This window comes from Paractinoplanes tereljensis, from assembly GCF_016862435.1.
In the GTDB taxonomy this organism is placed as follows: Bacteria; Actinomycetota; Actinomycetes; order Mycobacteriales; family Micromonosporaceae; genus Actinoplanes; species Actinoplanes tereljensis.
The window spans coordinates 1-12,537 of sequence record NZ_BOMY01000012.1; the positions used below are offsets into that span (position 1 = coordinate 1).

At 71.8% G+C, this 12,537-nt stretch carries 12 protein-coding genes; 5 read left to right on the top strand and 7 right to left on the bottom strand.

The window, feature by feature from the left end; genetic code table 11:
• Positions 1-5: 5 nt before the first annotated feature.
• On the bottom strand, positions 6-530 hold the full coding sequence (locus Ate02nite_RS08350) for a hypothetical protein (RefSeq protein WP_203801707.1): 525 nt from the start codon (positions 528-530) through the stop codon (positions 6-8).
• 330 nt (positions 531-860) lie between these two features.
• The gene (locus tag Ate02nite_RS08355) at positions 861-2,738 is read right to left on the bottom strand and encodes a M48 family metallopeptidase (protein ID WP_203801709.1); all 1,878 of its coding nucleotides are present in this window, start codon (positions 2,736-2,738) and stop codon (positions 861-863) included.
• A gap of 144 nt (positions 2,739-2,882) precedes the next feature.
• On the opposite strand from Ate02nite_RS08355, the gene Ate02nite_RS08360 reads away from it, so the two are divergent.
• Positions 2,883-4,088 (top strand): cytochrome P450, encoded by a 1,206-nt coding sequence (locus tag Ate02nite_RS08360; RefSeq protein WP_203801711.1) that lies wholly within the window; start codon positions 2,883-2,885, stop codon positions 4,086-4,088.
• On the opposite strand, the gene Ate02nite_RS08365 is transcribed toward Ate02nite_RS08360, so the two are convergent.
• The gene (locus Ate02nite_RS08365) at positions 4,085-5,554 is read right to left on the bottom strand and encodes a beta-N-acetylhexosaminidase (RefSeq protein WP_239147228.1); all 1,470 of its coding nucleotides are present in this window, start codon (positions 5,552-5,554) and stop codon (positions 4,085-4,087) included. The two genes, Ate02nite_RS08360 and Ate02nite_RS08365, sit on opposite strands and share 4 nt — an antisense overlap.
• 25 nt (positions 5,555-5,579) lie before the next feature.
• Here Ate02nite_RS08365 and Ate02nite_RS08370 point away from each other — a divergent pair, with 25 nt between their 5' ends.
• Positions 5,580-6,128, top strand: a complete 549-nt coding sequence (locus tag Ate02nite_RS08370) for a GNAT family N-acetyltransferase (RefSeq protein ID WP_203801715.1) — start codon at positions 5,580-5,582, stop codon at positions 6,126-6,128.
• Here the strand turns inward: Ate02nite_RS08370 and Ate02nite_RS08375 are convergent.
• The 4 genes from Ate02nite_RS08375 to Ate02nite_RS08390 all read right to left on the bottom strand — a co-directional run bounded on the left by Ate02nite_RS08375 (position 6,109) and on the right by Ate02nite_RS08390 (position 9,506).
• Positions 6,109-6,864: an SGNH/GDSL hydrolase family protein gene (locus Ate02nite_RS08375; RefSeq protein ID WP_203801718.1), complete on the bottom strand. Its 756-nt coding sequence runs from the start codon at positions 6,862-6,864 to the stop codon at positions 6,109-6,111. The genes Ate02nite_RS08370 and Ate02nite_RS08375 overlap by 20 nt on opposite strands.
• Positions 6,865-6,947: 83 nt before the next feature.
• Positions 6,948-7,790 (bottom strand): LLM class flavin-dependent oxidoreductase, encoded by an 843-nt coding sequence (locus Ate02nite_RS08380; RefSeq protein ID WP_203801721.1) that lies wholly within the window; start codon positions 7,788-7,790, stop codon positions 6,948-6,950.
• A 5-nt stretch (positions 7,791-7,795) separates the two neighbouring features.
• Positions 7,796-8,338, bottom strand: coding sequence for a riboflavin biosynthesis intermediates N-glycosidase (ybiA, locus tag Ate02nite_RS08385; RefSeq protein ID WP_203802155.1), 543 nt, complete (start codon positions 8,336-8,338; stop codon positions 7,796-7,798).
• 211 nt (positions 8,339-8,549) lie between these two features.
• Positions 8,550-9,506, bottom strand: a complete 957-nt coding sequence (locus Ate02nite_RS08390) for a helix-turn-helix transcriptional regulator (protein ID WP_239147229.1) — start codon at positions 9,504-9,506, stop codon at positions 8,550-8,552.
• 62 nt (positions 9,507-9,568) lie between these two features.
• Here Ate02nite_RS08390 and Ate02nite_RS08395 point away from each other — a divergent pair, with 62 nt between their 5' ends.
• From Ate02nite_RS08395 to Ate02nite_RS08405, 3 genes are read left to right on the top strand one after another with little or no spacing between them, the layout of a single operon-like run.
• Complete coding sequence (locus Ate02nite_RS08395; protein ID WP_203801731.1) at positions 9,569-10,540, top strand: ABC transporter ATP-binding protein; 972 nt, start codon at positions 9,569-9,571, stop codon at positions 10,538-10,540.
• A 3-nt stretch (positions 10,541-10,543) separates the two neighbouring features.
• Positions 10,544-11,287 (top strand): ABC transporter permease, encoded by a 744-nt coding sequence (locus Ate02nite_RS08400; RefSeq protein ID WP_203801734.1) that lies wholly within the window; start codon positions 10,544-10,546, stop codon positions 11,285-11,287.
• 45 nt (positions 11,288-11,332) lie between these two features.
• Positions 11,333-12,439, top strand: a complete 1,107-nt coding sequence (locus tag Ate02nite_RS08405; RefSeq protein ID WP_203801737.1) for a magnesium and cobalt transport protein CorA — start codon at positions 11,333-11,335, stop codon at positions 12,437-12,439.
• Positions 12,440-12,537 lie beyond the last annotated feature (98 nt).

The following is a 12,537-nucleotide window of genomic DNA, read 5'->3' on the forward strand; positions in this document are numbered from 1 at the left end:
GGGGGTCAGCCCTGTGCGGAGCCGGCGCCGATGCCGCCGCTGTTGCCGCTGCTGGGCTGGCCGGAGCCGCCGCCCGGGCCGGTCGGGTCGCCGGCGCCGGTGGGCGGCGGGTCGGGAGCGACCGTCGGCGCGGTGGTGCTGTCGGTCGGCGCGGTGGTGGGGGTGGTCGTGGATTCGGTGGGCGGGGTGGACTGCGGCGTGGTGCTGGGCTCGGAGCTCGGGGTCGCCGACGTGGTGCGGGCCGGCGACGGCGAGGTGCTCGTGGAGGCGGACGGCGACGGTGACGCTGACGTCGTCAGCGGCAGAACTCGGCCGCGCGGGGTGGCGTTGACGGCCGGGTCATCGAGCGGGCTCTCGCCCGCGCCCTCGCCGCCCACCAGGCGGTCCGGGCCGGAAGTGCGCTCACCGACGACGGCCGGCCGGTCCGATGGCGCGACCTCGACCGCGCCAAGCCGGACTCCCAACCACATCGCCGGGCCGATCCCCACCGCGACGATCGCCCAGAAGAGCGCCGTCGGTCCCCGTTCCATCAGTGACCTCCCCGTGTCAACACGATCATCCGGCCGCATCCCGGCACATCACTACCCATTTCCGGAAACGCGAAGCGAACAACCGCTGAGGCTATTGTGACGCAAGGTGATCGCTCAGTTGCTCATTCGTCGTGGATGAGACGTCTGCTCAGGGTCACGGAGCCGCTGCTCGGGAAGTTCAGAACGACAAGCGCCGCTTTGCGCGCAGTCTGGAACGCCGGTCGCCCAGCGCGGGCCGACCCAACGCGGGGCCGGCTCAGCGCGGGCCAGCCCAGCGCGGGCCGGTCAGCACGGGCCGGCTCGGCGCGGGGCGGCTCAGCGCGGGGCGGCTCAGCGTGGGCTGGTGAGGTACGCCACAGCGTCGTCGAGGGCCGTCCAGCCGCCGGGCAGTTCGTCCGAGTCCAGGGCCGTGCGGACGTTTATCGAACCGCCGTCGCGCAGGTTCATCGCCCAGGACCGGCGGCCGTTGCGGTTCGCTGACGCGCCGGCCAGTTCGGTGAACGGCACGAACCGGCTGCCGCCCTCGACCGCCGGATCGCCGGCCGGGGTGCCGTCGGCCAGCACCCCGTCGCCGGCCAGCCGGCTCAGCCGCCGTTTCGCCTCGCCGTTGCGCGACCGGGGCAGGCCGGCCACCAGCACCAGGCCGGTCTCGACGATCAGCAGGTCGCTGCGCACGCCGTCCACCAGCACGTTTACCACCCCGCCGAGCACCGGGACCCGGGGCCGCGGACGGCCCTCGCCGGCCGGAGCGGTGGCGGCCGGGTCGATGCCCATCGCGGCGATGCGCTCCCGGGCCTCGCCGACCGTGGCCGGGTCGCCGGCCAGCTCGGCCGCGACGGTCAGATCGAGGTGTGCTCCGTCGGCCGCGACCACCTCGGCCGTACCCATCCAGCTGTGCCGCCAGCGCGCCACCCCGCCGTGCAGCGCGGCCAGCGCCAGCAACAGCGCGATCAGCTCGGCGATCCGGATCGAGGTCTCCTCGGCCGGCAGATCGCCGAAGACGGTCTCGGCGATCTTGCGAAGCCGGCCGTCGGCGGCCAGCTCGAGCACGTCGGCCGCGCCGGTCACCGGCGAGCCGGCCACCCGGGAGATCGCCCGCAGCGACGCGTCGGCCTCCCGTTCCATCTCGGCGAGCCGGGCCGCGCCGAAGAACTCGTCCCACCCGGTGACCGTGCGCCCGGCCGGCGGGAACGCCACCGCCTGCAGCGCCCGGCCCAGGCTGGGCAGCTCGGGCAGCAGATCGCCGGCCGCGGCCGGCTCGGCCCGGTCGGGCCCCTCGACGGTCAGCTCGGCCAGTGCGGCCAGCCGCTCGTGCAGCGGCGGATGCCGGTCCCACTCACCCGGCGGCTCCGGCTCGGCCGCGCGCAGCAGCGCCAGGTCGTCGGCCCGGGCGGCCAGCACCCGCAGGAAACCGCCGAACACGTCGTCCGGTACGACCCCGGCCTGCCAGCCGGGACTGAGATATTCGGCGTGGAACAGCTGCTGCAGGCCCTCGAGTGCGGGTGCGTCGCGCAGGACGCCGGTGGCGGCCCGGCCGCCCGCGAACTCGGCCGCGATCCGGTCGGCGACCAGCTCCTGCTCGCGGGCGAAGGGGGCGTCGGCCTTCGCATACCACCGGGCGTAGGCGCGCAGCACCGGGCCGGCCGGGCTGCGGGACGGGATGCGCGGCACGATCCGGGCCAGGGCGGCCCGGCCCCGATAGGCCATCGGGGCGAACCGGCCCAGTTTCGGGGTGCCGTGCGCCAGCTCGTGCGCGACCGCGGCCCGCAGCCACGCTTCGTCCCAGGCCAGCAGGACCGGCATGCCGAGGAACAGCTCGCGCCGGCCGCCGAGCAGGCCGGCCAGCCGGGAATGCTCGGCCAGGGTCACCGCCGCGCCGGCCACCACGGTCACCACGTCGGGCGGCCGGACCCCGGCGGCGGTGGCCGCGTCGTCGATCATCGACCACAGCGCGGGCGCGTCTTTCCTGGTCACCGGCACGCCGGCCGGGCTGGGCCGGCGCAGCCGCAGGGCCCGGACCGTCGCCCACCAGAGCAGGCCGGCGGTGGCTATGACCAGCGGGACGGCGAGCCGCACCGCGGCCGCGCCGGGCAACAACGACAGCACCAGCAGCACGGCGAGCAGCGTCGCCACCACCTGCAGCCATGCCACCAGCAGGAACCCGGCGAACCTGGACGCCGAGATTCGTGAATGGCTGCCGTCTTGCACACCGACCTCCGTCGTTCCATCGAACAGATCGGGGCACAGCCTAGAACGGCCCACCGACAGAAACGCCAGACGCCGAGTCCGGCGACGGGAAGAATTAAGGAAGTTTTGCGCCCGACTCGCAGGCGGTCACGGAAGGGGATACGGATGGCCACGGTGGGCCTCGACCAGACCCTCGCCCTCCCGATCAAGGGATATGCCTGGCTGCCGGACCTGAGACGGCGCACCCACGGCCAACCCGCGCCGATCCGGCTGCTGGGCCGGCCGGCCGTCGCGATCGGCGGGCCGACCGCGGCCGAGTTCTTCTACACGGCCGGCAACATCGAGCGGCACGGTGCGATCCCCGGGCCGGTGCTCGACACGCTGTTCGGCCGGGGTGCGGTGCACACCCTCGACGGGCGGGCGCACGAGTTACGCAAGGCGCTGTTCGTCGCGCTGCTGCTCGGCGACGGGGTGGACACCCTGGCCAAGCACGTCGGGACGGCGTTCGACGAGGCGGCCGACCGCTGGCGGGGTGGACCCTCGGTCTCTCTGTTCGACGAAACGGCCCGGGTGATCTCGGAAGCAGTAGGCCGCTGGGTCGGCGTACCGCTGGAAGAGGGTGACCGGGACGCCCTGGCCTCGGACATGGTGGCGATGGTCGATGGTTTTGCGACCGCCGGTCCGCGCCATGCGCGGGCCCGGCTGGCGCGCCGGCGGCGGGAACGACGGTTGGCTCGGCTTATTGAGGAGGTACGCCGGGAAGAGCCGTCCCCGAGTCCGTTGTCCGCGATCGCACACCACACCGCCGACGGTTACCTGATGGACGCGCGGACCGCGGCCGTCGAGATCATCAACCTGATCCGGCCGGCAACCGCCGTGACCTACCTGGTCGCGTTCGCGGCGCACGCGATGGAACGACACCCGCACGTCCGGGCCCGGCTCGACGACGATCGGTACGCTCTCGCGTTCGTGCAGGAGGTGCGGCGGTTCTACCCGTTCGTCCCGTTCCTCGGCGGTCGGGCCGCCCGCGATCTGTACTTCCAGCGGACCGACATCGCGCGCGGCAGCCTGGTCCTGCTCGACGTGTACGGCCAGCACCACGACGAGCGGGTCTGGCCGGAGCCGTACGCGTTCCGGCCGGAGCGTTTCCTCGACCGTCCGGTCGGCGAGTTCGAGCTGATCCCGCAGGGCGGCGGCGACCCGCGCACCGGGCATCGCTGCCCGGGTGAGCAGATCACCGTCGCCGTGCTCCAGACGATCGCGCAGCGGCTGGCCCGGCTGGAGTACTACCTGCCGCCGCAGGACCTGTCGATCGACCTGTCCCGGATCCCGGCCCGGGTCGCCGACGGTCCCCGGATCGTGGTGGCCTAGCCTTCCGGGCTCTCCCAGTCGATCTCCCGGGAGCGGTGGAAGTTGACGCCCTGGGTGGTCCAGCGCGGGCCGAAGGCGGCCACCCGGGCCTGGAACGACGCCCAGTCGCGGGCCGCCCGCGGGGTCCAGCCGATCTCGGCGATCGCCGGGAGCCGCGGGAACGCCATGAACTCGACGTCGGCCGGCGAGCGCAGGGTCTCCGACCAGAGCGGGGCCTCGACGCCGAGCAGCGACTCCTCCCCCACGCCCGGCAGCCGGTCGGCCGGGTCCCAGTCGTAGGACCGCTCCACCCCGACCACGCCGGCCCAGTCCAGGCCGAGCGGGGAGTCCTTGTCGTACTTCATGTCCAGGTAGCTGCGATCGGCCGGCGACATGATCACCTGGTGACCGTCCCGGGCGGCCCGGGCCACGCCGTCGTCGGCCGGTTCGATCCGCCAGTACTGCGGCACCGCGCTCGGCGGGAGCTCGACCGCGGCCATCTCGTGCCAGCCGACCGCCCGCTTGCCGTACTTCCCGGGCATCGGCAGCACCCGGTTCAGAAACGTGCGGTAGTCCTCGGGCGGGGTGGAGAACGCCTCGTCGCCGCCGATGTGCAGGAACGGCCCCGGGGTCAGGGCGGCCACCTCGCGGATCACGTCCTCGACGAACGCGTAGGTCTCCTCCCGGTTCGCGCAGAGCGAGCTGTAGCCGACCTCGGCGTCGGTGCGCGCGGTGAGCTGCTCGCCGTCGCAGGTCAGCTCGGGGTAGGCGACCTGGGCCGCGTTGACGTGCCCGGGGAGATCGATCTCGGGGACGATCGTGACGAACCGGCGTTCGGCGTAGGCGACCAGATCGGTGTATTCGGCCGTGGTCAGGAAGCCGCCGCCGACGCCGTCGACGCCGGTGCCCTCGCCGCCGCTGACCTCGGTGAGCCGGGGCCAGCCGGGGATCTCCAGCCGCCAGCCCTGGTCGTCGCTGAGGTGCAGGTGCAGGTGATTGATCTTGAATTGGACGATCTGATCGAGGTACGACTTGATCTCGTCCGGGGTGAAGAAGTGCCGGGCCAGGTCGAGCATCGTGCCCCGGTAGGCGAAACGCGGCTCGTCCTCGATGGTGCCGCCGGGCAGGACCACCTCGTCGGCCCGGCCTTCCGGCAGCAGTTGACGCAGCGTCTGCAGGGCGTTGAAGAGGCCCTGCTCGGTCGCGGCGCGAAGGGTCACCCCGGTGGCCGCCACGTCGATCCGGTAGGCCTCGTTCTTGTCGTACCCCTCGAGCAGAATTTTGATCGACCCGCCGGCCTCGGTCACCGGCACGGGGTGGCCGGTGACTCGCCGCAGCAGCTCGGCCACCTGCTCGGCGATGCCCGCGGCCGCCGGGTCCGCGCTCACCGCCACCGTGGGAGACACCTGGAAGTTTGCGGCCGCTTCGGGCCGCACCGACACCGGAAGGGGGATCACGTCGCCGAGCCGTCTCAAGGTTGCGCGCACGCGAGAAACCTTAAACTGTCTTTCCATGTCGATCACGACCCGTCGCGCCGAGCTTTCCGACGCCGCCCTCCTGCACGATCTCGCCGCGCTCACGTTCGGGCTGGCCTGCCCGCCCGGCACGCTGCAGAGCGACATCGACGCGTTCATCGCGAAGAACCTGTCCGCGGACAACTTCCGCGCCTATCTGGCCGACCCCGAGCGGATCGTCCTGCTCGCCGCGGCGGACGGGGTGCCGGTGGGTTACTCGATGCTGGTCGGCGGGCCGATCGCCGACCCCGAGGTGGCGGCAACCGTGGCGGCGGCCAGTTACGGCAAGTCCAGCATCGAGCTGAGCAAGTTCTACCTGGCACCGGACCGGCACGGTTCCGGCGTGGCCGCGGCCCTGATGGCGGCCACCCTGACCGAGGCCGCCGGCACCGGCGCGGAGTTCTGCTGGCTCGGCGTCAACCAGCGCAACGAGCGGGCCGCGAAGTTCTACACCAAGCAGGGCTTCGAGGTCGTCGGGGTGAAACGGTTCCTGGTGGGCGACGTGTGGCATGACGACCACGTGCGCCTCAGGCCGCTTCTACCTTGATCCAGTCGAGGTATTTGCCGGTGCGGTCGTCGCCCGACGACTGCCCGCGCAGGCGGCGGTTGAGCCACGGCAGGACGTGCTCGCGGTAGTAGCGGGCCTCGGCCAGCACCCCGCCGCGCTCGGCCGGACCGGAATCGATCACGTGTGCCTCGGTGGGGTGCCCCAGCGCGCTCAGCACCAGGCCCGCGACCCGGCGGTGGCCGGCCGAGTTGAGGTGCAGGCGGTCGGCCGACCAGTAACCGGCCCGGCGGATCTCCTGGTCGTGGAAGACGTCGACGAAGGTGACCCCGTAGTCGCCGGCGAACTTCGCCACCGCCGAGGTCAACTCCTCGCCGCGCCGGGCCATCATGCTGCCGAACGGCAGCCGGGCCGACGGGTCGGCCCCGCTGAGCAGTACCACCTGCACGCCGGCGTCGGCACACCGCTGCAGCGCCCGCTCGGTCATCCCGACCAGCTGGGACATGTCGCTGCCCGGCCGCATCATGTCGTTGCCACCGCCGGCCAGCGACAGCATCGTCGGGGCCGGCGACAGGGCCAGCGCGGCGTCCAGCTGCTCGCCGACGATCGACCCCAGCAGCCGCCCGCGGATGGCCAGGTTGGCGTATTCGACCGGTTCGTTCTGCCCGGCCGCCAGGCCGGAAGCCACCAGATCGGCCCAGCCACGCTCGGTGCCGTCCGGCAACGTATCGCCGAGGCCCTCGGTGTAGCTGTCCCCGATCGCGACATAACGCGTCACCACAAGACCTCCTCGATCACCACGATCCCGAGGCTATCGAAAAGGTCCGACATGTTTGGGGGCACGTGACGTGCGTCGCCCGGTCAGCTGATCAGGGGGCGGATCTCGGTGGCGACCCGGGCCACGAAATCGACCGGATCCGGTTCGTCGACGGTGGGCTGCAGGATCAGCTTGGTGGCACCGCCGTCGATGAACTCGCGCAGGCCGGCCGCCATCTCCTCCGGGGTGCCGGAGACGCCGGGGACGTCGATGCCGTACGCCTTCTGCTGCGCCAGCAGGCGCTCGGTGCCGTCCGGCCCGAACGCGGCCGGGACGAACGCGACAAGCTCGTGCGAGGCCGGCCCGGCGATGTGCGTCAAGGCCGCCGCGATGCCGGCCGGGGACGTGCCGCCGGTCAGCACCGTGCCGTCGCCCACCTGGCCGGCCAGCGCGAGGGTCTTGGGGCCGGTCGCGCCCACGTAGATCGGCGGAACCTGGGCGGGCGGCCAGTCCAGCTTCACGCCGTCCAGCTTCACGTACCGCCCCTGGGTCGTCACCGTCTCCCCGCTCAGCAGGGAACGCAGGGCAGTCGCGTACTCCCGGAGCAGCGTGAGGGGCGACGCCGCGCGGGCACCCACCTGGCCCATCCAATCCTGCACGCCGTGTCCGATGCCGGGCAGCGCCCGGCCGCCGGACATCCGGCTCAGCGCCGCCACCTCCATGGCGCACAGCGCCACGTTGCGGAACGGCACCGGCATGATGCCGATGCCGACCTTGAGGTTCTCGGTCCAGGCAAGGGCGGCCGCGGCCGCCGCGACCCCACCGCTGAGAAAGCAGTCCTCCCAGAGCCACAGCTCCTCGAGGCCGGCCGCGTCGGCGGCCTGCGCAATCGCCCGAAGCTTCTCCGGCGGGTTCTGCGGCAGCGAAATAGCACCGAGGGCAGTCATGACCCTCACTCTGCCAGGTCGGCGCGCGCCCGCATGAGAGCGAAGCCCAGAAGATTGAGGCCCTGCCACCGCGCCGGGTCGGTGGCCCGCGGATCGGCCGCGGCCAGGCCGATCCCCCAGATCCGGTCGGTCGGGCTCGCCTCCACCAGCACCCGGTTCCCGGTGCCGAGAAGCCATGCCCGCAGGTCGGCATGCTGCCCGAACTTGGCCCGGCTCGCCTCGACCACGATCGGAAAACGCTGCTCCAGCCAGGTCTGCTCGTCGAAGCCGGCCACCCCGCGGCCCAGCATCTTCGCGTCCCGCGGATGTCCGGCCCGCACGATGCGGTCGGCCGTCTCGTGGTCGCCGAAGAGCATGGCCTTGCGCCACATCATGTAGTGCTCGGCGCTGGCGAACACGACGCCGTCCACGGTGAACTCGACCGGCCACCACTGGCTCAGGCACCCGGCGCCGACGCTGCCGTCCCGCTGCGGCCGATGGCCCCAGAACAGCAGATATTTGACCGGCCGGCCCAGGGCGACCAGGTCATCGGCGGAGGTCGGCAGCATCGTCACCGACTCATCCTCCCGCCCGCTCCTGAGTTGTCCCAACTGATTTCGGCGCGGCCGCCCGCGCGGAGAAAATCCGTCGATTCTTATATAAGCAGACGGTTAGGCGATCCCGGAAAATGTCGTAGGCGGTCGATAGCTTTCTGGTGCGGATCGGCGCCACGGGGGCGCCGATCCGTCCAAAGCCTGACGCAGGTTCGGGAGACGCCGGTCAGGCGGCGCCGCGCAACAGGGCCTCGCCCGCTGCGCGAGCGCGATCCCGCAGTTCCGGCGGCGACTCGATGGTGAAGGGCACCCCCATCACCCCGAGCACCATGACCGGCCATCCGAGGTCGTCCACATTCATCCGAAGTCGGCACGTGTCTGCTTGCACGGGCTCGACCTTGGCCCAATGACCTACTACCGCGCGGACCTGTTCCGGCGGGGATTGGAGGAGCACCGAGACGTCGTAACGGTTGGGGATGGTGGCTATCCGGGAGCGCAACCAGGCGACCGGGTCGCCGCCGGGGATCTCGCGGGGGCGGAAACGGGCTCCGGTGGGGGCCGGGTCGGTCAGCCGGTCCACCCGGAAGCTCCGCCAGTCGGCCCGGTCGAGGTCCCAGGCGACCAGGTACCAGTTACGGCCCAGTGAAACCAGGCGGTGGGGTTCGGCGTGGCGGGCGGCGGTCTCGCGCCCGCGCGGGGTGTAGGCGAAGCGCAGGCGTTCCTCGCCCCGGCAGGCCAGGGCCAGCGTGGTCAGCACCTCGGCGTCCAGCGTCGGGCCACCGCCGAAGATGCCGCCGGGGGCGGTGGCGGTCCGCAGGGCGTCGATGCGGCGGCGCAGGCGGGGTGGCAGTAACTGAATGACCTTGGCCAGGGCGCGGACCGAGGTCTCCTCGAAGCCGGCCACCGACCCGGCGGCGGCGGTGCGCAGTCCCACCGCGATGGCCACCGCCTCGTCGTCGTCCAGCAGCAGCGGGGGTACAGCGGCGCCCGCCTGCAACTGGTAGCCGCCCGCGGCACCGCGGTTGGCGTCCACCGGATAACCCAGGTCGCGCAGCCGGTCCACGTCGCGGCGGAGCGTGCGGGGGCTCACCTCGAGGCGGTCCGCCAGCTCGGCGCCGGGCCAGTAGCGGTGGGTCTGCAGCAGGGAGAGCAGACGCAGCATGCGGGCACTCGTGTTCGCCATAAATCCAGAGTCCATCACTATCCGGTCAAAAACTGTCCGCAATGAAACCTAGCGTGGGGCACATGATTGAGACACGAGGGCTGACCAAGCACTTCAAGGACGTCCGCGCGGTCGACGGGATCGATCTGACGGTGGCGCGCGGTGAGCTGGTCGCACTGCTCGGGCCGAACGGGGCCGGCAAGTCGACGACGCTGCGGATGCTGACGACGCTGATCCCGCCGACCGCGGGCACCGCCACCGTCGCCGGCTTCGACGTGGTGCGCCGGCAGCGTGAGGTGCGGCAGCGAATCGGGTACATCGGGCAGGGCAACGGGGCCGGGCACAGCCAGCGCGGGCGGGACGAGCTGATCAGCCAGGGGCGCGCCTACGGGATGGGCGTGCGACCGGCCCGGGCTCGCGCGGCCGAGCTGATCGAGTCGCTCGGGCTCGGCGAGGTGGCCGATCGGAAGGTGGCCACCCTGTCCGGCGGGCAGCGGCGGCGACTCGACATCGCGATGGGCCTGATCCACGCGCCCGAACTGCTCTTCCTCGACGAGCCGTCCACCGGGCTCGATCCGCAGAACCGGGCCAACCTGCAGGAACACATCCTGCGGCTGCGGGCCGAGCACGGCACCACGATCGTGCTGACCACGCATTACCTGGACGAGGCCGACTCGATGGCCGAGCGGGTCATCGTGGTCGACCACGGGCGGGTCATCGCCGACGACTCACCGGCCCGGCTCAAGGCCGAGCACGTGGGCGACACCATCCTGCTCGGGTTCGACTCCGAGCAGGAGACCACCGCGGCGGCCGCCACGCTGTCCGGGCGGGACTCCCACCCGTACGGGAAAGAGCTGCGGATCCGCACCCAGGGTGGGCCGCGGCAGGTGCCGGGGTTGCTCGAGGATCTGCGCTCCGCCGGCCTGCCGGCGGCGTCGGTCGAGGTCATCCGGCCGACGCTGGACGACGTTTTTCTCACCCTGACCGGGCGCAGTCTGCGCGAGGGCGGCGCGAACGCCGACCGTCAGCCGGCCGTGGAACTCGTGGAGGTCTGAATCATGACGTCACTCGTTGCCGACACCCGCACCGTGTTCAGCCGCGAACTGCGGCCGCTGCGGTACGACCCGTTCACGATCATCATCTCGATGGTGCAGCCGCTGGTGTTCCTGGCGCTGTTCGCGCCGCTGCTGCCCGGCGACAAGAGCGAGGCGCTGCGCTGGTTCGTGCCCGGCATCATCGTGATGTCGTGCCTGTTCGCGTCGTCGATGACCGGGTCCAACCTGCTGTTCGAGATTCAGACCGGGTCGCACGAACGGATGCTTGTCACCCCGCTGCGGCGGCCGGCCCTGCTGATCGGGCGCGCCCTCAAGGAGATCGTTCCGATGGTGGCGCAGGCGGCCCTGATCGTGGTGGTCTGCTTGCCGTTCGGCTATCGCTTGAGCGTCGGCGGCGCGCTGCTCGGGCTGGTCATCCTGGCCGGTTTCAGCATCGGGCTGGGCGCGCTCTCCTACGCGCTCGCGCTCGCGGCCAAGCACCAGGAGTGGATGTTCTGGGTCGTGCAGCAGACGCTGCTGTTCCCGATCCTGCTGCTCGCGGGCGTGCTGCTCCCGCTGGACGGCGGTCCGGGCTGGCTGCGCACGCTTGCGTCATTCAACCCGCTGCGCTACGTGGTGGACGCCGAGCGGGCGCTGTTCACCGGGGACATCTGGCAGTCGACCACCGTCACCGGGCTGGTCGCGGCGGCCGCGGTCGGAGCATTCGGGCTGTTCGTCGGCGTGCGTGCGATGAACCGTTCGACGTGACCGCTACCGTCGACCCGCGCGGCGACGACAACGCGGAGGGCCGACATGTTCGGATGGCGACAGCGGAGACCGACGGAGATCATTCCGCGGGCGATCGGACGGCTCATCGAGGGGATCAACCCTCGACCGGAGCGGGCCGTCACCCGGCCGCGCCGGCACAATCCGGACGCCGTGGTCGACTGCGCGATCTACACGGCGGGGGCTCGCCGGCCGGGCACGGTGCACTACACCGTGGCCGCCCGGCAGGCCCGGCGCCGCGGCACCTACGTGTGGCTCGGGTTGCACGAACCCGACCTGGCCACCATGCGATCCATCGCCGAGTCGTTCGACCTGCACGAGCTGATCGTCGAGCAGTCCGTGGAGGGTGGCCACCGGCCGGCCCTGGAAACCATCGGTGACGTGACCCGGCTGGTGCTGCGGACCGCCCGCTACGTGGAACACGAGGAACTGACCGCGACCTCGGAGGTCGTCGACACCGGCGACGTGACCCTGCTGATCGGCAGCTGGTTCGTCATCACCATCCGGCACGGTGCGCCCGGAGCGCTCTGGCCGGTGCGCCAGGACCTGGAGAAACGGCCGGCCGTGCTGAAGCTCGGGCCGTGGGCGGTGGCGTACGCGATCGGCAGCCGGATGGTCGACGACTACCTGGACGTGGGCGCCGCCGTGGAACGCGACCTGGAACGCCTCGAGGAAGAGGCGTTCACCGCCCAGCGCTCCCCCGAGATCACCCACTTCTACCAGCTCAAACGCGAGATGGTCGAGTTCAAGCGGGCGGTGCTGCCGCTGCAGGAACCGCTCGACCGGCTGCTCGATCTGGCCGGCCCGCCGGCCGGGTTGCGGCCCTACTTCGTCGACGTGCGCGGCCGGCTCGCCCGGGCCGTCGACCGGGTCGCCGGCTTCGACGACCTGCTCAACTCGATCCTGCAGGCCCGCCTCGCGCAGGTGTCGATGGACCAGAACAACGACATGCGGATGATCGCCGCGTGGGCCGCCATCGCCGCCGTCCCCACCGTGATCGCCGGGATCTACGGCATGAACTTCACCCACATGCCGGGGATCGACTCCCCGTACGGCTATCCGGCCGTCATCGCCGTCATCGCCGTCGTGTGCGGTGGCCTCTACTGGCGGCTCAAACGAGCCGGTTGGCTGTGAGATCCACCGAACGGCCACCGCCGGCCACCGCTCTTCTGTGTGTCCACACCGGACAGATCGCGGTATCCCGTCCGCTCTCCCGTACCTGACGGCTACGG